Below are 21,728 nucleotides of genomic sequence, written 5' to 3' on the forward strand. Positions count from 1 at the left end.
CCCTCACTTCGTGCGGCAGCGACGACCATGGAGGAACCGTGAAGACGACGGTCTCGGGCACCTGCGCCCTGCACCGCGACAAGTACGCACTTTCGCCGGTCTCGGCCGACCGCCTCCGGGCGGCGCTCGGGCCCGGGACGTACACGCTCACCGGCGACGTCTCCAGCGACGACCGGTCCGACGAGGACGCACACACCGCGACGGGTGGGCACCGGTGGGGGCCACCGGGCCTCCCGATCGACGGCTCCTGCGACTACGCCGACTCCTCCGGGGTCCGCCGCCTCTCGGTCGGCATCGGGCAGAAGGACCTGCCCCACAGCGGGTACGACGACGCGCGCCGGACCCAGCAGACCGACCCCCGGGCCCAGAAGGTCGACGGAGCCGACGGCTACGTGATCACCGAGGACGTCACCGACCACGACGGTTCCCACGCGCAGCAGGCGGTGGCCGTGCTCTTCGACGGCGACAACCGCTACGTCACCGCCAACATCCTGGTGCCGACGAAGGGTGTCGACAGCGCGAAGGAGGCGGTCGCGATCGCCCGCGAGGCGCTCGCTGCCTTCAACTCGCGCATGCGCTCGGCGTAGGCACGCCCCTCAGCGCGCCAGGAGGCGTCACTCCGGCCAGATCACCTGCACCCGCTCCGGCGGAAGACCGGAGCGCATCAGGTAGCCGCCGCCCGGCGGGAGGGACTGGCCGAGCAGCGACCGGGCCATCGAGGCGCCGAACATGTCGGGATCGGCCGAGCTCTGCGGCGTCAGCATCAGGCCGGAACCGGAACGCTTGAGGGCGACCACCGGTCCACGGTAGATCCCACCCATCTCCGCGGGCGTGCCGGCCGCGGCCAGCACCGAGCCGGTGTCCCGCATGCGCTCGACGAGGTCGCCGAGCAGCGTCGGGAGCCAGCCGTCGGCGCCCAGCAGCTCGACGTCGTCGACGAGCGTGAGCAGCGGGGCGTCGGCCGCGAGGAGGTCGTCGACGAGGGCCTTCACCTCCGTCTCGTCACTGGTGGCGTCGAAGGGTCCGTGCACGCCCGGCTGCCCGACGAGGTCGCGCAGCGGACTGATCCGCGGCGTCACCACGACCACCTGCCAGCCACAGCGGAGGGCGAACGTCGCCATGGTCCGCAGCACCGTCGAGCGCCCCGAACGGCGTGGACCGGTGACGAGCAGGGCGGGCCCGTGGTGGAGGGCGTCCAGGGTGCGCACGGCGAGGGTGTCGCCTCCGACCGCGAGGGCCAGCTCGGTCGGCGGGAGCGGCTCGGCGAGCAGGTCGGCGGCCTGGTCGAGGCCGATCCGCATCGGCAGCACGTCGAGCCGGAACGGCCGCTGGTCGCGCGGCACGTCGGCGTACGTCGCGGCAGCCTCGCGGCCGATCGCCTGCAGCGCACCGACCTGCACCGTGCCGGAGGGGTCGTCGGCGAGCAGCGCCACCTGCGTCTCGCGCAGGCCCTCGGCGCGGAAGCCGCGTCCGTCGGGGATCACCGTGGGCACCTGCTTCGAGGTCATGCCGATGGTGCCGAAGTCCGACGGGTCGACCATCCGCAGCATCAGCTTGTCGTCGAACAGCGTCGACATCCGCCCGATCGTGAGGGTGCGGTCGCCGGTCATGACCACCTTGATCCCGACCGCGGCGCCCTCCTGCATGATCTGCTGCCAGGCGGTGACCAGGCGCCCGCCGTCGATGCCGTCGTAGGCCTGGAAGAACCCCTCCCAGCGGTCGAACAGCACGACGACGTAGGGCAGCCGCTCGGGCGGCGGCACGTGGGCGCGCTGCTCGGTGACGTCGGCGAACCCGCCCAGCGCGAGCTGCTGCTGCCGGTCGGAGATCACGCCGCGCAGGCGCGCGACGAGCCGGTCCATCCGGTCGGTCTGGTCGCGGGTGACGATGGCGCCGACGTGCGGCAGCCCGACCAGCGGCAGCAGCGCGTTGTTGCCGCAGTCGACGCCGTAGAGATGGACGTCGGCCGGGCTGCACCACCGACCGACGGCGCCGGCGATGGCCCGCAGCGTGGTCGACCGCCCCGCGCGCGGTGCCGAGACGACGGCCAGGTGGCCACCGCCCGCGATGTCGAAGGTGGCCACGTCGCGGCGCTGCTCGGACGGCACGTCGACCAGGCCGAACGGGATCACCGGCGCGTCGACGGTGGGCGCGCACGCCGGGAACTGCTCGACGAGGTCGTCGAGGGTGAGCCCGTCGGCCAGGGGTGGCAGCCAGGGACTCGGCGGGGCCAGGATGCCGGACACCGCGCTGGCCTCGCGGGCCGCCTCGACGAGCGCGGCCAGGTCGGTGGGCACGGAGATGTCCTCCTCGGCCGCGACCGCGCGCTCCTCGGGGGTGCCGAGGGCACGGAACTCCACGGCCCGGAGGGTGACCTCGGCGCCGGCGTCCTCGCCGCGAGGCCTGCCGCCCACCCGCGAGGACTGGAAGGCGATCAGGCTCGAGTGGCCGAGTCGCGCGAAGCCGCGCCCCGGCGTCGACTTCGCGATCTGCGCGGCGTCGGCGGCCTCGAGCACGTCCTGGGAGTCGCCCGCATCGGTGACCCGGAGCGCGATCCGGAGGTTGGTGTTCGACTTGATCTCGGCACTGACGACGCCGGCCGGTCGCTGGGTCGCGAGGATCAGGTGCACGCCCAGGGACCGGCCCCGGCGGGCGATGTCGACCAGGCCGGTGACGAAGTCCGGCAGCTCGGCGACCAGCGCGGCGAACTCGTCGATCACGATCAGCAGGCGCGGCATCGGCGGGTCGTCGGGACCCTTCGCCGCCAGGTAGTCCTCGATGTCCTTGGCGTCGGCCGCGGCCAGCTGGCGCTCGCGCCGGTGGAGCTCGGCCCCCAGGCTCGCCAGCGCACGCGTCGTGAGGTGCCCGTCGAGGTCGGTGACCATCCCGACCGTGTGCGGGAGGTGGTTGCAGTCCTTGAACGCGGCGCCGCCCTTGTAGTCGACCAGCACGAAGTTCATCTCGTCCGGGCGGTTGCTCACGGCCAGCGACGCGATGATCGTCTGCAGCAGCTCGGACTTGCCGGAGCCCGTCGTACCCGCGACCAGCCCGTGCGGACCGTCGCGGCGGAGGTCGACGGCGAAGGCGCCGTCGGCGCCCTCGCCGATCACCGCCTCGGTGGTGCGGCCGATCGAGCGCCACCGGTCGAGCATGCCGTGGGGCGTCGGTGGATCGAGGTGGATCACGTCCAGCAGCCGCGATGAGGTGGGCACCGACCCGGCTGCAGCCACGTCACTGACGTCGCGGACCGGCGCGAGCGCCCGGGCGGCGAGCTCGGCCCACGCCGTGCTCACGACGTCCGGGCGCACGCCCTCCACGACCGGCTGCCCGGTGACCCGGACCGTGTAGTCGCCGTGGACCGCGTTGAGCACCGCCCGGCACTCCTCCGGCAGGAGGCGCTCGTCGGCGTCGAGGCAGAGGAAGTAGATCCGGACCCGCGGCCCGCCCTGCAGCAGCTCCGGTACGCCGGGCAGCAACCGCAGCCGCCGGGCACCGTCGAGCACGACGAGGACCGGCGCGAAGGGTCCCGCCGCCGCCCCACCGAGCGACGCGGCGTCGTCGGCGACCTGGCGCCGCTCCTGCATCATCGCGTGCAGCTCGGCGATCCGGCGTGCGGTCGACTCCTCGTCGACGCCGACGTGGGCGAGCTCGGAGTCACCGGCGTCGGAGCGCACGTGCGGCAGCCAGCGGACCCAGCTCCAGTCGGGGCCCGACTCGGCGTCGGTGAGCAGCACCATGTCGACGTCCGCCGGCGTGTGCAGCACGGCCGTCTGCCCGAGGATCCACCGAGCCAGCCCGAGCCGCTCCTCGGCGGGCCCGGCGATGCCGGTCACCCCGACCTCGGCCAGGTCGACGGTCACCGGCACGTCGGGCGCCGTCCACACCAGGGCACCCTGGTGCGCCTCACGCTGCGGGTTGTTCACGTGCACCTCGGACGGCAGGTCGGCCGTGCCGACCCGGGCCACCAGGAAGTCAGGATCGGTCTGGCGGCGCTCCCACAGCCGCGCGCGCGGGCCGACCGCGGTCATCAGCACCTCGGCGGGGTCGGCGAAGTCGCGGCGGCGGAACGTCCGCTCCTCGGCGAGCGCGTCGAGCGCCTCCTGCTGGATCCGGCTGGTGCGCTCGGCGAACTCGGCGAACTCCCGGGCGTAGCGCTGCTTGCTCTGCCGCCGGCCGGTGGTGAAGTTCCCGAGCGCCATCACGGGGGTCATGCCCATGAAGATCAGAGAGAGCGCGTTCTTCGTGAACAGCCACATCACCGCGCCCATCACCAGAGGCGCCAGCACCATCAGCAGCGGGACCGGCGTCTTCTCCGGGCGACGGGGCTCCTGCGGGAGCGAGAACTGCGTGCGGCGTACCGGCGGGAGCAGGCGTGGGGGCCGGTTGTAGTCCAACGTGGCGCCGGCCGGGTTCGGCGACAGCGAGGCGTCCGGCGGGCTCACCGGCTGGACCGCGAGCAGGGTGTGCCCGACCGCGAGGCAGGCGCCCGGCGCCCACGCGACCCCCTCGGTGACGGCGGTGCGCTCGAGGTGCACCAGAGGTACGTCGGCCGCCGGGTCCACCGTCACGGTGCCGTCAGGCAGCGACTCCCCCGGCCGCGGCTTGCGCACGAGCTGTCGCACCTGCGTGCCGAGCACGATCGGCCCGTCGAGCCGGCGGCTGCGCACCGGCGCGGGCCGGGTGCGTCCGACGACCTCGGCGGTCGGCTCGAACCAGACGTCGCCGTCGGCACGCACGGTCACGGTGGCGCAGTGGCCGGGCACCTCCGGATCGACGACCCGGAGGTCGGCCGTCGGAGCAGAACCGAGCGAGTACTCCCCGGCGTCCAGCCGGATCACGGTGCCCGCACCCGGGCCGCTGACGAACCGCACCTCGACGAGGCCGTGCGGCTCCGCGAGCGAGGCCGGCACGGGTGCACCGACGCCCAGCACGACGCCGTGGCGGATCGCGCTCGCGGCGAGCGGCTGCTCGGGTCGGAGCGGACCGTCCGGGAAGTGCAGCACCGGTACGGAGGAACCCGCCGGCCGGTCGGCGCCGACCACGCGGAGCTGCGGCGGACCGGGTGCGGCCGGCTGCAGCGCGGCCATGGGGAACGCCTCGGCGAGCACGGCCGCGAGGTCACCGACCCGGGCGTCGTCCTCGGCGTCGATAGCGAGATCGACCGGGTTGCCGCCGACGACGGCGGTGATCAGCAGGCGCATGCTCCGGGCTCAGGACCCGTCCGCGCGCCGGTCGCCGAGGTGCGCCGGCGCGACCGTCGCGACCAGCGCCTCGGTCTCGCCCTCGTAGGCCTCGGCGCCGAGGACCCGCCCCATCTGCGCGACCACCTCGGCGACGACGGCCTGGTTGCCGGCGTGCAGCCGGATCAGGTCGCGCCACAGCATCTCGGCGGCCGGCACGAGGGCGAGGCCGTGCCGCAGCACGGCGTCCGCGCCGGCACGGTCGCCGGCCGCCGCGAGCAAGGCGGCGGCGCGGCTCGCCATGCTCGCCACCAGCGCCCGGGTGTCCCGGGCGGCGCGGTGGAACGCGAGCCAGGTGTAGCGACCGGCGGGGACCCCGGAGAACGCCTCGCCGCGCGCGAGCGCGACGCCTCGGGCCAGGGAGGCCGCCTGGCCGGGACCGTCCACCAGTGCGGCGACCTGGAGGTCGGCCCAGTCGACGTACACGTCGCTGCCCAGGCGCCACAGGCCGTCCTCGGCGCGGACGAGGCGCGGCGTGCCGGCGACGTCCGTGCCGAGCCAGGCCTGGGTCTCGACGATCGTGCGCCGGACGACGTCGTCGCTCACTCCGCGGGGCCAGAGGCCCGAGGTCAGCACGGCCTCGTGCAGGCCGGCCGGGTGCAGCGCGGCCATGACGACCAGCTCGGTCAGCAGGTCGCGGCGCTCGTCGGCGATCGGGCCGGGAGCAGCGACCGACACCGGGCCGAGCAGCGAGACCACGACGGCCGCGTCGCGCCCGGCCGCCGGCGGCTTGTCGACCTGCTCCGTGGTGAGGCTCGCAGGCGCGGCTTCGCGGACGACCAGCGTCCGCTCGTCGGCGTCGGCAGCCGCCTGCGCGAGCAGCGCGCGGAGCTGGGCGTGGGCGTCGACGGTGTAGCGGCGAGCGTCACCGCTGATCCCGAGCACGCCGAGGTCGACGTGACCGGTGCGGTCCGCGGCGAAGCGCCAGCGCGCACCGGGGGCATCACCGACGCACAGGGCCGCGAACGCGGTGCGGCCGCCGGCCGAGATCGACCTGATCCGCTGGGTCTGCTCGGCCGTGGGCGGAGCCGAGGCGACCAGCACGCGAGGGGTCAGCTCGGGGTGGCGTGCGGTCCCGCGGCCGTTGAGGACGCCCTCGACCCCGAGCCGGGCGAGCAGGCCGGACGCCTGGCCCATCCGGGCCTCCACGCGGTCCAGTGCCTCGTCGAGGTCGGTCGCCGAGCGCACCCGATCCGGGGCGATCTCCGACAGGTCGTCGCCGAAGCCGACCATGGTCACCTCGACGTGGTCCGACCACGGGTGGGTGACGAGGTCGACCACGGTGGACATCACGATCTCCCGCCCGACGGTCGCGTCACCGCCGACCGCGATCAGCCCCGAGGCGTACTCGAGGTCGATCAGCACGTCGAAGCCGTGCGAGGTGGCGACGTTGACCAGGGCGGGGTACGGCGCGGGGGCGGTCGCCGCCAGGCCGGCGAGGTCGGCCGCCCGAACGGTCCAGGAACGGCCGTCGGCTCCGGCGACCCAGGGGTGCGCAGGAGCGGCGGCGTCGCCGACCACGTGGGCGATCACCTGCTCGTCGTCGACGTACACGACGGAGAGGTCGGGCATGGGAAGCGCCTGCGCGACGCGGGACTCGGCCAGGACGCGCAGGGAGCGGTCGAGGAACGACGCGCGGCCAGGGTTCGCCGCCAGCCGGAGCGCACCCTCGTCGTCGCCCGGCGTGCCGAACGGTCCGCGCCGCGCGGTGAGCGCGGTGACGACGCCGGCGAGCACCAGCCCACCGCCGAGCAGCAGGGCGTCGAGGCCGCTGCCTGCCTGGTCGGTTGCCGGCTGCGCGGTGCGGGCGGTCGCGCCGGTGTCCGCCGCGCCGGTGGTGTCGTGGGCGGCTCCGCCGCGCGAGCCCGTGGAGGCGCCAGGCGCGGAGCCGGGCGTCGTGGCGAGCACCCGGACGTCAGGCCCGTGCGCATCGGCCGGCAGGACCAGCTGCCAGCCCGGCCGGATCAGGTCGGCATCGGTGAGGTGGGCACCGTCGGGCTGGACCCGGTCCTTGTTGAGCGCGTAGATCTCGCTGTAGCGGAACGGGTCGCCGAGCGTGCGCTCGGCGATGCCCCAGAGGGTGTCGTGGTGCCGGCCCTCGGGCACCTTCACGGTGGTGAGCTTGAGCTGGCGGTGAGCCGACCGCTGCTCGGCGGCGGCCTCGTGCCGCGCGGCGCGCTCCTCCGCCTGCTGCGCGGCGGCGTCCTGGGCGTGGGCGGTCACGGTCGGCGCCGGTGCGGGTGCGGCGTACGCCTGGGAGAGGCCGGTGGCGAGCGCGGCACCGCCGGCGAGCAGCAGCACGCCGGCCACGAGCTGACGAGCGAGCACCTGGGAGCCGCCGCCGAGGAGCACCCGGGCGGGCATCCGACCCGCCCGGACGGCCCTCCACTCGGTGAGGAAGCAGACCACGAAGTGCACCCAGACGACCCAGACCAGCACGGCGAGCACGTTGATCACGAGGTCGCCGGTCACCTCGGCGGTCAGCCAGTCGCGCGAGGGCGCGGTGGTGGGCAGCGGGTTGCCGACCAGCAGCACGAGGGCGACCGGTACGCCGATCAGGAGGGCCAGCGCGCCGAGGAGAGCGGCCAACCCCTTTGCCACGCGGTGCTGCGTCGCGGCGCCCCGGCTGGGCAGCTTCACGACGGTCGGTCGGGGCGGTGTCTTGGTCGCGGGCATGGTGTCTCCCCCTGGAGGCTGGTGCTACTGGACGACGAGGGCCTGGATCTCGGTGACCGACATCGGGGTCACCGCGGACTTCGTGAAGTCGTCGAGCGGCTCGAAGGTCCCGGCCTCCCCGGTCGCGGAGATCTCCACGACCCAGTGCGAGGTGATCTGCACCTGGAACTTCTCGTCGGCCTGGCCTGCCGAGGAGTGCAGGTACTTGTACCAGCACAGGCCGTCGCCGGGCCGGGGCGTCTGGCCGGGCGTGGCGGGAGTGCCGTTGCCGGGGCAGTCGATCCTCGGCGCCGACCCCGCGCCGAGCGGCTCGACGTAGGTGTGGTCGACGTGCGCGTGGATCACGGCGCCGAGCGGGCGCACCTCCAGCTCTCCGTCGTGCCCGTTGAGGAACGCGACGTTCAGCCCGACCCTGGGATGGTCCGACGGGGAGACGACCGCGACCGGGTCGGGCACGTTGCCCTGTTGCCTCACACCGTCGACCAGGGTCTGCTGGTTCGCGGTCAGCGTCTGCGGAGGCGTGCCGTTGGTCAGGTGGATCAGCCAAGTCTTGATCTGGATCCCGCCCGGTTCGCGGGTCTTGGTCTTCGGGTCGATCCCGCTCAGGCAGCTGTGCCAGTAGTACGTGATGCCCTCGGGACCGGCCGTGTTCGCCTTGCCCATGGCCGCCAGGTCCTCGTCGCTCACCGGGTCGTCCCAGCAGGTCGGGACCGGATCCTTGCCGAGGATCTCCTTGACGCTCCGGCCCTCCGACTTCGACCCCGCACAGACGCCACCGATGTACTCCGGGCCGGAGACGATCGAGCAGTTGTGCCAGGTGAGGTTCTTGGCGGGCCCGTTCTGCGAGGGCGGCGCGGTGGTCGTGGCCGTCCCCGTCGGCACGACGTCCGCCATGGACGGCGGAGCGGCGCCGCGCAGGAGGAGCGCGGGAACGAGGGTGAACAGGACTGCTGCCATGCCGGCAGCGGCCACGAGCGCGAACCGGGTCGACGACCTCACCACCGGACCTCCTTGATCGTGACCGAGGCACAGTCGCCGGTGCCGAGAAGGATCGCGTCGACCTTCCACGTCCCGGCCACCTTCTTCAGGTCCACGAGGATCGGCTTCACCGACCGCGCCTTGCGGCCACCGACGGTCTTGCCGGTCTTCGCGTCCACCGACCACCCCGTGCTCAGCATGCAGGTGCTGACCGTCGCCGACCCACGGCTGCTCCGCACGGCCGTGGGCGTGAACGGCTCGGGACCGGGCCAGTGGTAGCCGTGCTCGAGATCGCCCTTGACGGCTCCGCGGGTGGACTCCAGGCCGGCGGCGGTCGCGAGCGGAGCGACCGTGCCGAGGGTGCGGTCACCCGCGTTGACGGCCTGCCCGACGGCTGCGAAGTACGCCCGCAGGGCCTGCACCTGGGGCCGGCCCTCGAACGCGGAGAGCGGCTCCTCGCTCGGCGTGGCCGTCGGACTGGGGGTCGGGGTCGGGGCCGCGCTGGTCGACACGGTCGTGCTGGGCCCGTCGCTCGACTGCGCGTCGCTGCCACCGCACGCCGAGGCGAGCAGGGCGAGGGCAGCGAGGATGCCGCACAGGGCCGTCGCGCGTGCACGGGTCGACGACCTCACCGACTGCTCCTGATTCCCGGCAGCGGCGGCGGAGGCCGAGCCCCCCGAGGACCGCGCGCGCCTGCGCGAGAGGTCTACCCGTCGACCGAGATCGTGAAACACGCTGCATGCCTTCCCGAGATTTCGTGCCGTCGCCACCTGGACAACGGGCGAGGTCGCCGACCGTGACGGCGTACGGCGCGACCGTGTGCGGGAACAGCCCACCAGCGGGTTCGTCGCCCGGTCAAGTCGGTCGCGCGCGACCGTCCGTGCGGGCCCGGTCACTTCTCGGCCTTCGTGACGCCCTCGTAGGGCCGGGCTCGCGCGGTGGCCTTCGCCGGAAGGTTGCCCGGGTGGACGATGCCGAGCAGCGACGGCTTGATGCTCAGGCTCGCCTCCGTGACCACCACGAGCATCCTGGGGTCGTCCTTCGAGACCGGCTCGATCCGCACGAAGTGGCACTCGGCCTGGCCGAGCTGCTGGACGCGGTCGCAGTACGTGCGCACGCGAACCTGCACGAGGGCGTCGTCGAGCTGCAGGTCGCTCGCGTCGATGTTGATGGCCTGCGCACCCGCGCGGGCCGCCTCCTCGGCGTACGCCACCGCCTCGCCGCGGGCGTTCAGCTGGCGGGAGCCGTCGATGCCGAGGCCGCCGAGCAGGAGCAGCACCAGGCCGATGATCGGGATCGCGGGTGCGATCGAGCCCCGTTCGTCGCGGATCCGGCGGCCGGTCACTGCAGCCCCCGGTAGGGGTCGAGCATCGAGGTGAACGACGACCGGGCGGTGAGCGTGCCCGGCGCCCCGGGGAGCCCGAGGTCGGAGATGTCGTAGGTGCAGTCGGCGTCGACGGTGATCGGCCTGCCGGCCTCGTAGGGAAGCCCGACGGCGACGTGGAGCGAGTTCTGGCAGGACTGGGGCGCGTCCTTCATCGCGTCGAGGAGCACGGCCCGGGCCCGGTCGCGGGCCTCGTCGTAGGAGCGGGCCAGGGTGACGCTGCGGGCCGCGTCGCGGGTGCCGGACTCGAGGGTGCCGTTGACCTGCGCCGCGCGTCCGTAGACGAAGATCAGCGCGAAGATCAGCAGGATGCTCGGAGCCAGCATGGCCAGCTCGATCGCCAGCGAGCCGGACTCCGAGCGCCGGCGGGTGTGCCCCCTCACGGGATCGGTCATCGGGCGCCCTCGAACCGCTCGACCGGCCCTTCGGCCTCCTCGGTGACCGTGAGGTCGAGCATCGGGATCAGGGAGATCACCCGGCCGTGCACCTTCATCCGGACCCGCCCCTGCTCGGCGTCGTACGCCGGTGTCGCGAGCGGGTCGATCAGCGCCTCGCGGCCCACCGAGGTGGCGAACTGCTCGGTGTTGGCCTTCACCCCGGCCCGGATGTCGAGGTAGGTGGCCTCATCCTGGGCCAGCCGGAGCTGGGAGACCCCTTCGCGCGCCGACTGGATCGCGACGCTGCGGCCGTAGAAGAAGAGCGCCCCCTGGATCGCGAAGAAGATCAGGAAGATCAGGGCCGGCGCGACGAACGCGAACTCGACCGCGCTGACGCCGCTCTCGTCGCGCCTCAGGGGCCGCAGGCGCTGCCGGCGGGCTTCGAGGCGCAGTCGTCGAGCTGGGCGCTCTTGTTGGTCACGATCTTCATCACGACGACGCCGATCACGGAGGCCGCGACCACCACGATGGCGGCGATCATGGCCCACTCGATGACCGAAGCGCCGTCCTCGCTCTGCCGGATCCGGCGGAAGCGGAAGTGTGCGTCCTGCAGCAGCAGCACTGCCAAGCTGATCATGGGTCTGGGTCTCCTTCTCGGTGGGGTCGTGCACGTCAGGGCCGCCGATCCTCAGGCGGCGAGGAGCTTGGACACGGCCGGGTAGGCCAGGAACAGCAGGAACGCGGTGCTGATCAGCATCTGGGCGACCAGCATCGACTGCGACTTCTCGCCCTCCTCGCCCTCGGCCTGGGTGAGCTCGCGGCGCCGCAGTGTCGCCGCCCGAGCGGAGAGGGAGGAGCGGATCTTGGCGCCGTCGTCGGCGGCGAGCACGAGCGCACCGGAGAGCTCCTTGAGCTCCTCGACGTCGATCTCGCGACCGAGGTCGCCCAGCGCGACCCAGGGCGTGGTGCCGTACAGCCGGGCGTTCGCCAACGCCTGCCGGATCCGGACCATCGACCAGTGGTCGCCCACGCTGGCCGCGGCGAGCAGCGCCTCCGGCAGGCCGCGCCCCCCGGCCAGGTTCATCGCGACCAGGTCGAGGAAGACGCCCACGCTGCGCCGGAAGTCGCGGCGTCGCGCGGCCGCCTCCGAGCGCAGGGCCAGGTCGGGCAGGAAGAACCCGAACGCCGCGAACGCGAGCGCGGCGACCGCGGGGATCGCCGTCGGCAGGGGGGCGCCGGCGACGGTCGTCATGGTCCACACGAACGGTGCGAGCAGGAACAGCCCGAACCCGGTGGCGACCTTCGTGGCCAGGTGGGTGCCGCGGGTGCGGCCCATCAGGGCCAGGTCGGCGCGCTGCTGGCCGAGCTCCCAGCCCCGGTCGGCCGCCAGCACCTCGAGCCGGTCCGACAGCGAGGCGAAGGCCGAGCGCGCGCGGCGGTCGAGCGCACCGCCCGACTCGTAGGCCGTCGTGGTGTGCGTCGTCATCGAGCGCTGGCCCCGGCTGATCCGGGCGAGCGCCTCCGCCACACCCGGGCGGGGCCGCAGGAACACCCGTACGAAGGCGTAGACCCCCAGCCCGGTGACGGCTCCGAAGAACAGCGCCGCGATCATCGGGCGCCCGCCCGCGCCGGTGACGAACCCTGCGACGGGCCCTGGCTCTGCGCCTGCGCCTCCACCGGTGCCCGGTCCGTCCGCGACTCTCCCTGGGGGCCGAACACCAGGAACCGGTCGGTCTTCGAGGGCGCCGAGAGGCTGCGCAGCCACAGCAGGCCCGCGGAGAACAGCCCGGCGATCACGACCAGGACGACCTGGCCGGCGATCGAGCCGTAGGGCTCGACGTAGGGGCGGTTCAGCAGGCTGAGCATGCCCATCATGCCGAGCACGATCAGCAGCACGATCCGCACGCTGCGGCGGATGCTCTTCCGGCTGGCCTCGATCCGCCGCCGCATGTCCAGCTCCTCGCGCGTGGACGTGGCGAGCGCGGTGAGGACGTCACGCAGGCCCGGCCCGCGCAGCCGGGCGTTGAGCAGAAGGGAGGCGCAGATGATGTCCGCGCTCGGGTCGTCGAGGTCCTCGGCGAAGGCGCGCAGGGCGTCGGGGAGCGGCTCGCGGATGCGCAGCCGGTCGACGAGGAGGTTCAAGGAGGGCCGGATCGGGGTGCCGGCGTTGACCGCGGTCGCCGGGATCGCCTGCTCGAGGCCGATCGCGCCCGCGATCGTGTCGCGCAGGGACTCCGTCCAGCTGGCCAGCGCGTCGAGCCGCGCGATCGCCCGCTTCTCGACCGCCGAGCTGCCGGCGATGCGGTCCCAGTAGGCGACCAGCAGGCCGATGCTGATCCCGGCCACGACCCACCGGGTGGCGAGCAGGGCCAGCAGGCCGGCCGCGATGCCGAGGACGAGGCGGCGGGTGCGCTCCTGGAGGCTGGCCCGCTGCTTGCGCGGTGTGCCGGCCGGCCGGTGGGGCACCCCGACGTACGCGACGACCATCGCGAACAGGCCGAGCCCGACGACGGCACCGCACCCGAGCGCGACCAGCAGGGACCCGGTCATCAGGTCCACCGCGCCATGGTCTCGGGCTGGTAGCCCTGGGTGAGCAGGTCGTCGAGGCAGCTGATCGGCGCGTGCGCGGCGACGTTGCCGCTGCGGTCGAGGGCGAACACCTCGCTGGAGAGCACGCGCCCGTCGACGCCGGTGACCTCGCGGACACTCTCGACCATGCGGGTCAGCCGGCCGCCGTGGTCGTAGTCGTTGCGCTTGCGCATGAACACCACGAAGTTGATCGAGCCCGCGATCAGCATGTGCGTGGCCTCGACCGGCAGGTGCTCCTGGGCCTGTGCAGCGCGTACGTCGCGATCCGGTTGAACACCTCCATCGAGGAGTTCGCATGGATCGTCGACAGCGAGCCGTCGTTGCCCTGGCTCATCGCGTTGAGCATGGTCACGATCTCGTCGCCGAGGACCTCGCCGACGATGACGCGGCTGGGGTTCTGACGCAGCGACCGGCGGACCAGCTCGGCCATGCTGACCCCGCCGAGGCCCTCGGAGTTCGGCAACCGCTCCTCGAAGGCCACCACGTTGGGATGGAGGTCCTCGAACTGGTCGAGGCCGAGCTCGAGGGCGCGCTCGACGGTGATCAGGCGCTCGACCGGGGGGATTTCGTTGGCGAGCGCGCGCAGCAGGGTGGTCTTGCCGGAGTTGGTCGACCCGGCGATCATCACGTTCTTGCGCGCGCGTACGGCGGCCCGCAGGAACGACGCCAGCTCGGGGGTGATCGTGCCGTTGCCGACCAGGTCCTCGAGGCCGACCCGGCCGAGCCGGGAGCGCCGGATCGACACGCTCGGCCGGGCGCAGACCGACATGACGGCCGAGAGTCGCGAGCCGTCGGGGAGCCGCAGGTCGAGCTGCGGGTTGGCGGTGTCGAACGGCCGCGACGCCAGGCCGACGCTCGCGGCGAGGATCTGGATCAGCTCGACCAGCTCCTCGTCGCTGTCGGCGACCGGGTCGGCGAGCTCCTCGTGACCGTCGGCGTAGCCCACGAAGACGCGGTCGCAGCCGTTGATGTCGATGTTCTCGACCTCGGGGTCCTGGAGCAGGGGCTGGAGCCGGCCGACCCCGAAGAGCGCCGCGTGGATCGCGGCCGCGACCACCTCCTCCTCGTCGGCCGTCGGCGGGGTGCGGCCCAGGGTGATCTCGGCACGGGCGTGGTCCTCGAGCACCTGCACGATCAGCGACCGGGCGAACTGGCGCTCGTCCTCGGGGGACATCGCGGCCCGGCCCAGCACCTCGTCGCTGCGCCGCTGCTGGTTCAGCCGGTCGGCGACCTGCGCCCGCAGCATGCGCACGAGCTGCGGGTCGGCACCCAGGCCGGTGACCGGCCCCGTGGTCGTCACGACGCCCTCCTGCGGCCCCTGCGGGAGCGGGCACGGACGTCGTCGGCGACCGCGGCCGGGTCGGGTGCGGCGACGGCGCCACCGAGGTCGGCGTACAGGCGCCGGGCGAGGGTGTGCCCGCTGCGCACCAGGAGGCTGCGCTCGGGACGGAACACCTCCCCGCCCTCGTACATGGCGACGGTCGCGTCGTCCCGTGCGACGACGCCGTAGTCGGACACCCACGGGAGCCCCTGAGCCACGCCGGCCGCGGCGGCGGCGACGTCGCGGGACTGCGCGGTCGTCGCGACGCACACGATGCCGACCCGGACCTGGCGGTCGCGGAGCTGGTCCTCCAGGGACTCCAGCCGGCGACGGGTGTGGATCACGCTCCAGGCGCTGGGCCGGTAGACGCACAGCAGCGCGGCCGACCGCTCGACCATGGCCAGGTGGGTCGAGCGCGCGTTGACCTGGCCGATGTCGGCGAACACGTCGATGCCCGGGACCCGCGCGAACGCCTGCGCCAGGCTCGGCCACAGCGGGGCGGCGGCGACCGCCTGCTCCGGGCCGGGGAGCCCGGCCAGCACCTGCTGGCCACCGAGCGCCGTCTGGGCGTGCGCGACGACGGTCTGCGGCTCCAGCCCGCGCCGGGCCGCCGGCAGCAGCGACATCAGGCCCTGGTTGAGGTCGAGGGGGCCGTGCTCGCCGGGAAGCTTGAGCGCGACGTCGCCGCCGAGCGGGTCGGCGTCGGCCAGGATGCTCGGGGCCGGCCAGAGGTTCGCCAGCAGCATGCTGGTCGTCGTCGCCCCGGGCGCACCCTTGGCCGACATCACCGAGATGAGTGCCATCGGTGGCCTGCCTACTGCGTCTTCCAGTCGATGGACGGCCGGGTGTCGTCGGGCAGGATCGTGACGGCGAGGTTGCCGGAGGAGGCGAAGTTCGCGAGGTCGCCGGCGACGTCGCTGCGGACCAGCACGGTGATGCTGGTCGTGCCGGCGCCGGCGCCGTGGCCGACCGAGATCACGCGCGCGGCATTGACGATCACGGGGTTGCCCGGGGCCGCCTCGGTCGAGCTGCCGCTGCCGGAGACGAAGTAGACGCGGACGACCTGGCCCGTGCGGGGGACCTGGCTGGGACGACGCGTCGGGTCCAGGACGATGCCGACGCCTTCGCCGTTGTCCGGCACGAGCGTGTCGACGCTGAACATCTTCGGGCTGAGCAGGGCGCCCTGCGGCACGGCGCTGGTGGCGCGGGTGCCGACGTACGAGCTCACGAGGCGGGCCGGGACCAGGGCGGCGCCGTCGGCGGCGACGCGGACCGTGGAGAAGTCGCTGCGGCTCATCACCTGGCCGAAGGCGATGTCGTGGCTGGCGGCCAGGACGCTCTCGCGGTCGCCGCTGCGGAACACGAGCAAGGCGCTGCCGAGCGCGCCGAGGAGGATCAGCAGCAGCGCGAGTGCCGCGAGCGCAGGACGCCGGTCGCGCGGCGCCACCGGCAACCGACCGCGCTCGAACGTCTCGCGCTCCGGTGTCGAAATCATGCAGGTGTCTCCCGAGATCGAGTAGCCGTCAACCGGTCAGGCCCGACCAAGGCTCGTGGAACGCTCCCGAGACGGAGCTCTGCGCGGTGCCGGATCAGTCCTACCCGTGCCGCCAGGCGGCGAAACGCAGCCTACGTCGAGTCCCTGTTCCGGCGTACCTCGTCCCCGCATGTCGGGAATAGGTGGGGCGCGCCCGTTGTCGGGACCGGTATGACGGTTCCCGCACTGACGCTCAACGACGGCCACTCCATCCCCCAGCTCGGCTTCGGGGTCTACCAGATCCGGCCCCAGGAGACGGAGGCGGCGGTGAGCCGGGCCCTCGAGGTGGGCTACCGGCACATCGACACCGCACAGATGTACGGCAACGAGAAGGGTGTCGGTGACGCCGTGGCCGCCTCCGGCCTGCCGCGCGACGAGGTGTTCCTCACCTCGAAGCTCAACAACGGCTTCCACCGCCCCGACGACGCGCGACGCACCTTCGACGAGACGCTCACCAGGCTCCGCACCGACCACGTCGACCTGTTCCTGATCCACTGGCCGCTCCCCACCCGGTACGACGGCGACTTCGTGTCCACGTGGAAGACGCTCGTCGAGTTCCAGGCCGACGGGCGCGCCCGCTCGATCGGGGTCTCGAACTTCCAGGTCGACCACCTGGCCCGGCTGGCCGAGGAGACCTCCGTCGTCCCGGCGGTGAACCAGATCGAGGTGCACCCCTACTTCGGCAACGAGGACGTGCGGGCCGCCGACGCGCAGGCCGGCATCCTCACCGAGGCCTGGTCACCGATCGCGCAGGGCGCCGTCCTCGACGACCCGGTGGTCACCGGCATCGCCGACAGCGTCGGCCGGACCCCCTCGCAGGTCGTGCTGCGCTGGCACGTGCAGCGCGGCGACATCGTCTTCCCGAAGACCACGCACGTCGAGCGGATGCAAGAGAACTTCGCGATCTTCGACTTCGAGCTGTCCGAGGACCAGGTCGCCGCGATCAGCGCGCTCGACCGCGGTGAGGCCGGCCGGCGCGGACCGAACCCGAGCACGTTCGACTGGATCCCGTAGCGGCCCGTCGAGGTCAGCCGCCGACGGTGACCGTGACCTCGTTGGACGCCGTCTGGGTGGCGGGGTCGAAGACCCGGAAGCGCTGGTCGCCGGTGCGGCCGGTCATGACGTACGTGGAGAAGGTGCCGACGTTCACGCGCACCTGGACGCCGAAGTCGGACCAGGTGCCGTTCTCGAACCGCTGCACCATCAGGCTCTCGTTGTCCTGGCCCGGCCACTGGCCGGTGAGGTTGATCCGCTCCATCGGCCGCACCATCACCGGGGACGCGCTCAGGTAGAGCCCGGTCGACACCGCCGTCGGCGTGCTGGTCGGGACGTCGCCCGGAGACGCGGTGTCCGAGGGCACCGGGAGTGCCGTCGTCGGGAGCGGGTTGAGCGGCTGGACGTTGCCGCTGGTCGTGTCGTTGCTGCTCGAGGTCTGCAGGCCGAGCGCCTTCACCATCACCCAGGCGCCGAGGCCGATCACGAGGCCGATGACCACGGCGACGCCGAGGATCTTGGCGACGACGGCAGTGATCTCCTGCTGCCTCTCGCGCTGGTCGTCCTGGATCCCCGTCACGCCTCCAAGGATAGAGGCCGGTCCAGGTGTCTCCCACGGGTCGCGGAGGCGGAGGTGACCGGCGCCACGGTCAGCGCGGCTCCAGCACCACGACCGGGATGACCCGGTCGGTCCAGGACTGGTAGGAGTCGTAGTCGGCGTACAGGTCGACCAGGCGCGGCCAGAGCGTCGCGCGCTCGGCGTCGTCCACGACGCGGGCGAGCATCGGACGCCGACGACGGCCGACCTGGACGGTCACGTCGGGGTGGGCGAGCAGGTTGAGGTACCACATCGGGTGCTCGGGGCGGCCGGCCTGCGAGGCGACGACGACGATGCGGCCGCGGTCCTCGAGGTAGACCAACGGCGTGGTCCGGAGCCTGCCGGTCTTGCGGCCGCGGTGCTCGAGCAGGCAGATCGGCACCGGGTTGCGGAAGCCGGCCCCGATCCGCCAGGTACCCCCGACCCGTCCGCCGGTGGTCCGGTAGAGCCACACGTTGCCCGTGGCCATGAGCTTGATGATCCGGCGGGTGAGGTCGGAGTCGAGACCCTTCGGTTTGGTGTCCACGAATCAGAAGCCGCGCATCCAGACGTTGTCGTCGACCATGCGCCTGGAACGCCAGCCGTCCGGCGTACGCACCAGCTCGTGGTGGTAGTAGCCGCCGACCTCGACCAGCGTCTCGCCGCCGTTCGGGCCCGGCGCCACCATCGGGTTCGTGAAGTACGCCGTTGCGCGGGCCGTGTCGCCGTCGAGCTCGATCGAGACCTGGCCGATGACGTGCTGGTACCGCAGGAAGCCGCCCAGGCCCTGCGCCACCCACGGCTTCGCGACCGGCAGCACGTCGGCCGGCCCGCCGACGGCGGAGTAGTCGAGGATCGCGTCGGCGGTGAACACCGCGTCGAGGTCGTCCCAGCTGCGGGTGTCGATCGCCCGCGTGTAGCGGGTGATCACGTCGACGATCTCCTGGCGGTCGCTCAGCTCCTGCAGGTCCATGGACCCACCCTAGGCAAAAACTGAAACCGGTTCTAGTATTTCGGAAGGTTCAATCTCCGGAGGTCACATGCGGTTCTCGTTCGCCGAAGGCATGACGCACGCCGAGTACTACGCCCCGCTGGCCCAGGCCGCCGAGGCGGCCGGCTACACGTCCATGACGATCGCGGACTCCCTGATCTACCCCAAGGAGTCCGACTCGAAGTACCCCTACACCGACACCGGTGACCGGGAGTTCCTCGAGGGCAAGGAGTTCATCGAGACGATGATCCTCTGCGCGCACCTCTTCGCGGTGACCTCGACGCTGCGGCTCACGCCGTTCGTGCTGAAGCTGCCGATCCGGCCGCCGGTGCTCGTGGCCAAGCAGGCCTCGTCGCTGGCGTTCCTGTCCGGCAACCGGCTCGGGCTGGGCGTCGGGCTCTCCCCCTGGCCCGAGGACTTCGCCGCGCTCGGGGTGCCGTGGGAGCGACGGGGCAAGCGGATGGACGAGTGCATGGACGTCCTGCGCGGCCTGACCACCGGTGAGTACTTCGAGTACCACGGCGAGTTCTTCGACATCGAGCCGCTCAAGCAGTGCCCGGGCGCCACCGAGCCGGTCCCGCTGCTGGTGGGTGGGCACTCCGACGCGGCGCTGCGGCGCGCGGTGCTGAAGGGCGACGGGTGGATGCACGCCGGCGGTGACCCCGAGGAGCTCGACCGGCTGCTCGCGCGACTCGCGGAGATCCGCAAGGCCGAGGGCGACGACCGCGACGACTTCGAGGTGCACGTGATCTCCTACGACGCCTACACCCTCGACGGGATCAAGCGGCTCGAGGACAAGGGCGTGACCGACGCGATCGTCGGCTTCCGGGTCCCCTACATCAAGGGCCCGGACACCGAGCCGCTGCAGACCAAGATCGACCACCTGAACCGGTACGCCGAGGACATCATCAGCAAGGTGGCGCTGTGATGGCCGGCCACGGTTGGTTGAGGTGCCGAGCCCCTGGGCGAGGCCTCGAAACCACCGGCACCGCATCGCAGCGCCGACCCGGAGGTTTCGAGGCTCGCTGCGCTCGCACCTCAACCACCGGGAGGGTGGCGCTGTGAGCATCGCCGCCACCGGGGTCGCGGCCTTCGCCGAGGCGGTGCGCGAGGCCGAGAAGCTGATCGCGAACCCGCCGTTCGACGTCTCCGAGCAGGACCTCGCCGAGGGCTACGACTACCTCGCCGGCAGCATCCGGTCGTCGCTGCAGATGGCGTTCGACTACGACGTCGAGCACCCGGTGCTGATCAACCCGACGCACCAGTACGCCCGCCAGGGGCTGGACAACCCCGACGCGATCTACTTCAACGCCTACCTGGCGCCCGGGGCGTCGTACCTGGTCTCGGGGGTGCGCGGCACGACCGCGGACCTCTCCTTCCAGATCATGGACGGCACCTACTCGGCCGAGGGCGCGCCCAACACCGTCGCGGCGTTCGACGACCGCGAGCTCGAGGTGAAGGCCGACGGGTCCTTCGAGTGGCGCTTCGGGCCCGAGCTCGGGCTCGGCAAGGGCGCGACCCTGATCGTCCGCGAGGTCTACGACGACTGGAACACCGAGGAGCGCGGCCGGCTGCGGATCCAGCGGCTCGACACCGCCGGGCAGCCGCGCGCGGCGCTGACGCCGGAGCGGGTCGCGAAGCGGTACGGCGTCGCCGCGAAGATGCTCGTCGGCCGGATCAACACCTGGTTCGCCTTCCCGGAGTGGTTCACCTACAAGGAGCCGGTCAACACGCTGACCGTGCCGAAGTCGACCCCGGGCGGGCTCGCCTCGCAGTTCAGCTCGATCGGGCACTACGCGCTCTCCGACGACGAGGCGATGGTCGTGACGGTCCCGGTGTGCGACGCCGCGCCGTACCAGGCGATCCAGATCGGGTCGCGGTGGTACGTCTCGACCGACTACGAGCACCACCAGACGTCCCTGACGAGGGCACAGTCGCAGGCCGACCCGGACGGGAAGCTGCGCTACGTGGTCAGCGAGCGCAACCCCGGCATCGCCAACTGGCTGGAGACCACCGGCCACCCGCAGGGCGTGATGATGCTGCGCTGGCAGCGGATCACGCGCGAGCTGACGGCCGAGGACGGCCCGACCGTCGAGGTCGTGCCGTTCGACGAGGTCGGCGCGCACCTGCCCTACCTCGAGGACAACCGGGTCACCCCGGAGGAGTACACCGCCCGCATCGCCGCCCGCCAGGTCGGCATCGCCCGAAGGATGATCAGTTGACGACAGAGAACCTGCTCCAGGACAAGGTGATCGTGCTCTCCGGGGTCGGCCCCGGCCTCGGCCGCTCGTTCGGCGAGGAGGCCGCGAAGATGGGCGCCGACCTCGTGCTGGTCAGCCGCACGGAGCGCCGCCTGGAGAAGATGGCCGAGACGGTCCGGTCGTTCGGCCGGCGTGCACTGGTCGTCCCGACCGACATCAACGACGAGGACGCGCGCCAGCGCCTCGTCGAGGCGGCGCTCGCGGAGTTCGGCAAGGTCGACTGCCTGATCAACAACGCGTTCGGGATCCCCCCGATGGACCCGATCACGCAGATCAAGCTCGAGGCGCTGCGTGCCGCCAACGAGACCAACGTCTTCGCGCCGCTGCGGCTCTCGGCGCTCTTCGCCGACGCTCTGGCCGAGACCAAGGGGTCGATCATCATGGTCAACTCCTGCGTGGTCTACCAGTCGCAGCCGGAGTACTCCGGCTACAAGCTGTCGAAGGGCGCCCTGAAGCACCTCGCGTCGTCGCTGGCCACCGAGCTGGGGCCGCGCGGCATCCGGGTCAACAGCATCGCGCCGTCCTACATCTACGAGGACGTCAACAAGGCCTACTTCGACTGGCTGGCCTCCGAGGCCGGTACGACGCACGAGGAGATCTACCGCCAGAAGGGGGAACCCACCTCGCTCAAGCGGCTGGCCACGCCCGACGAGGTCGCGCGTGCGGCGCTGTTCTACGCCAGCGACCTGGCCGCCTGCGTGACGGGGACCATGCTCAACGTCGACTGCGGCGAGTTCCATGACGACTGAACGGCCGGTGGTTGAGGCGCGAGCGCCACTCACCCGGCCGGTGGTTGAGGTCCGAGCG

At 72.6% G+C, this 21,728-nt stretch carries 22 protein-coding genes and 1 pseudogene; 5 read left to right on the forward strand and 18 right to left on the reverse strand.

All coding sequences use genetic code 11. From position 1 onward, the window contains the following. Positions 1 to 38 precede the first annotated feature (38 nt). Positions 39 to 587, forward strand: coding sequence for a hypothetical protein (locus EFL26_RS09615; protein WP_148046670.1), 549 nt, complete (start codon positions 39 to 41; stop codon positions 585 to 587). A gap of 27 nt (positions 588 to 614) precedes the next feature. Here the strand turns inward: EFL26_RS09615 and EFL26_RS09620 are convergent, their stop codons facing one another. From EFL26_RS09620 to EFL26_RS09675, 15 genes and pseudogenes are all read right to left on the reverse strand, one after another. Continuing rightward, complete coding sequence (locus EFL26_RS09620) at positions 615 to 5,201, reverse strand: FtsK/SpoIIIE domain-containing protein (RefSeq protein WP_123222677.1); 4,587 nt, start codon at positions 5,199 to 5,201, stop codon at positions 615 to 617. 9 nt (positions 5,202 to 5,210) lie between these two features. Continuing rightward, positions 5,211 to 7,916 (reverse strand): LysM peptidoglycan-binding domain-containing protein, encoded by a 2,706-nt coding sequence (locus EFL26_RS09625; protein WP_123222678.1) that lies wholly within the window; start codon positions 7,914 to 7,916, stop codon positions 5,211 to 5,213. 24 nt (positions 7,917 to 7,940) lie between these two features. Beyond that, entirely contained in the window at positions 7,941 to 8,915 is a 975-nt protein-coding gene (locus EFL26_RS09630; protein ID WP_148046671.1) for a hypothetical protein, read from the reverse strand. Continuing rightward, positions 8,912 to 9,526: a hypothetical protein gene (locus tag EFL26_RS09635; RefSeq protein ID WP_123222680.1), complete on the reverse strand. Its 615-nt coding sequence runs from the start codon at positions 9,524 to 9,526 to the stop codon at positions 8,912 to 8,914. The genes EFL26_RS09630 and EFL26_RS09635 overlap by 4 nt, the downstream gene beginning before the upstream one ends. A 260-nt stretch (positions 9,527 to 9,786) precedes the next feature. Further along, positions 9,787 to 10,239 (reverse strand): pilus assembly protein TadG-related protein, encoded by a 453-nt coding sequence (locus EFL26_RS09640; RefSeq protein WP_183408115.1) that lies wholly within the window; start codon positions 10,237 to 10,239, stop codon positions 9,787 to 9,789. Next, the gene (locus EFL26_RS09645; RefSeq protein WP_123222682.1) at positions 10,236 to 10,673 is read right to left on the reverse strand and encodes a TadE/TadG family type IV pilus assembly protein; all 438 of its coding nucleotides are present in this window, start codon (positions 10,671 to 10,673) and stop codon (positions 10,236 to 10,238) included. Before EFL26_RS09645 ends, EFL26_RS09640 begins: the two co-directional genes overlap by 4 nt. After that, positions 10,670 to 10,873: a hypothetical protein gene (locus EFL26_RS24680; RefSeq protein ID WP_246000121.1), complete on the reverse strand. Its 204-nt coding sequence runs from the start codon at positions 10,871 to 10,873 to the stop codon at positions 10,670 to 10,672. The genes EFL26_RS09645 and EFL26_RS24680 overlap by 4 nt, the downstream gene beginning before the upstream one ends. A 66-nt stretch (positions 10,874 to 10,939) precedes the next feature. Beyond that, a pseudogene (locus EFL26_RS24990) lies at positions 10,940 to 11,107 on the reverse strand (TadE/TadG family type IV pilus assembly protein); the annotation flags it as partial. Next, positions 11,068 to 11,292: a hypothetical protein gene (locus EFL26_RS24685; protein ID WP_246000122.1), complete on the reverse strand. Its 225-nt coding sequence runs from the start codon at positions 11,290 to 11,292 to the stop codon at positions 11,068 to 11,070. The pseudogene EFL26_RS24990 and the gene EFL26_RS24685, both read right to left, overlap by 40 nt. A gap of 51 nt (positions 11,293 to 11,343) precedes the next feature. Further along, positions 11,344 to 12,267: a type II secretion system F family protein gene (locus EFL26_RS09655; RefSeq protein WP_123222683.1), complete on the reverse strand. Its 924-nt coding sequence runs from the start codon at positions 12,265 to 12,267 to the stop codon at positions 11,344 to 11,346. After that, positions 12,264 to 13,205, reverse strand: coding sequence for a type II secretion system F family protein (locus tag EFL26_RS09660; RefSeq protein ID WP_123222711.1), 942 nt, complete (start codon positions 13,203 to 13,205; stop codon positions 12,264 to 12,266). Before EFL26_RS09660 ends, EFL26_RS09655 begins: the two co-directional genes overlap by 4 nt. Next, positions 13,205 to 13,453, reverse strand: coding sequence for a hypothetical protein (locus tag EFL26_RS24690; RefSeq protein WP_246000123.1), 249 nt, complete (start codon positions 13,451 to 13,453; stop codon positions 13,205 to 13,207). The genes EFL26_RS09660 and EFL26_RS24690 overlap by 1 nt, the downstream gene beginning before the upstream one ends. Further along, positions 13,447 to 14,544, reverse strand: coding sequence for a TadA family conjugal transfer-associated ATPase (locus tag EFL26_RS09665; RefSeq protein ID WP_246000124.1), 1,098 nt, complete (start codon positions 14,542 to 14,544; stop codon positions 13,447 to 13,449). The genes EFL26_RS24690 and EFL26_RS09665 overlap by 7 nt, the downstream gene beginning before the upstream one ends. Continuing rightward, positions 14,541 to 15,368 (reverse strand): CpaE/TadZ family protein, encoded by an 828-nt coding sequence (locus EFL26_RS09670; RefSeq protein WP_123222684.1) that lies wholly within the window; start codon positions 15,366 to 15,368, stop codon positions 14,541 to 14,543. Before EFL26_RS09670 ends, EFL26_RS09665 begins: the two co-directional genes overlap by 4 nt. Before the next feature lie 11 nt (positions 15,369 to 15,379). Next, positions 15,380 to 16,060, reverse strand: coding sequence for an SAF domain-containing protein (locus EFL26_RS09675; RefSeq protein WP_123222685.1), 681 nt, complete (start codon positions 16,058 to 16,060; stop codon positions 15,380 to 15,382). 210 nt (positions 16,061 to 16,270) lie between these two features. Here EFL26_RS09675 and EFL26_RS09680 point away from each other — a divergent pair, with 210 nt between their 5' ends. Then, positions 16,271 to 17,113 carry an aldo/keto reductase gene (locus tag EFL26_RS09680; protein WP_123222686.1) on the forward strand — a complete coding sequence of 281 codons (843 nt, stop codon included), beginning with the start codon at positions 16,271 to 16,273 and terminating at the stop codon, positions 17,111 to 17,113. A gap of 13 nt (positions 17,114 to 17,126) precedes the next feature. On the opposite strand, the gene EFL26_RS09685 is transcribed toward EFL26_RS09680, so the two are convergent. From EFL26_RS09685 to EFL26_RS09695, 3 genes are all read right to left on the reverse strand, one after another. After that, positions 17,127 to 17,672, reverse strand: coding sequence for a hypothetical protein (locus tag EFL26_RS09685; protein ID WP_123222687.1), 546 nt, complete (start codon positions 17,670 to 17,672; stop codon positions 17,127 to 17,129). 70 nt (positions 17,673 to 17,742) lie between these two features. Further along, positions 17,743 to 18,216, reverse strand: a complete 474-nt coding sequence (locus EFL26_RS09690) for a nitroreductase family deazaflavin-dependent oxidoreductase (RefSeq protein WP_246000125.1) — start codon at positions 18,214 to 18,216, stop codon at positions 17,743 to 17,745. A 3-nt stretch (positions 18,217 to 18,219) separates the two neighbouring features. Further along, positions 18,220 to 18,642, reverse strand: coding sequence for a nuclear transport factor 2 family protein (locus EFL26_RS09695; RefSeq protein WP_123222688.1), 423 nt, complete (start codon positions 18,640 to 18,642; stop codon positions 18,220 to 18,222). Between the two features lie 67 nt (positions 18,643 to 18,709). Between EFL26_RS09695 and EFL26_RS09700 the strand changes: the two genes are divergently transcribed. From EFL26_RS09700 to EFL26_RS09710, 3 genes are all read left to right on the forward strand, one after another. Further along, positions 18,710 to 19,588, forward strand: coding sequence for a TIGR03619 family F420-dependent LLM class oxidoreductase (locus EFL26_RS09700; protein WP_123222689.1), 879 nt, complete (start codon positions 18,710 to 18,712; stop codon positions 19,586 to 19,588). Between the two features lie 133 nt (positions 19,589 to 19,721). Then, positions 19,722 to 20,882 (forward strand): hypothetical protein, encoded by a 1,161-nt coding sequence (locus tag EFL26_RS09705; RefSeq protein ID WP_183408117.1) that lies wholly within the window; start codon positions 19,722 to 19,724, stop codon positions 20,880 to 20,882. Then, positions 20,879 to 21,670 carry an SDR family oxidoreductase gene (locus tag EFL26_RS09710; protein ID WP_123222690.1) on the forward strand — a complete coding sequence of 264 codons (792 nt, stop codon included), beginning with the start codon at positions 20,879 to 20,881 and terminating at the stop codon, positions 21,668 to 21,670. The genes EFL26_RS09705 and EFL26_RS09710 overlap by 4 nt, the downstream gene beginning before the upstream one ends. Positions 21,671 to 21,728: the final 58 nt, after the last annotated feature.

The sequence above is a fragment of the Nocardioides pocheonensis genome (assembly GCF_003725535.1).
Taxonomy (GTDB): Bacteria; Actinomycetota; Actinomycetes; order Propionibacteriales; family Nocardioidaceae; genus Marmoricola; species Marmoricola pocheonensis.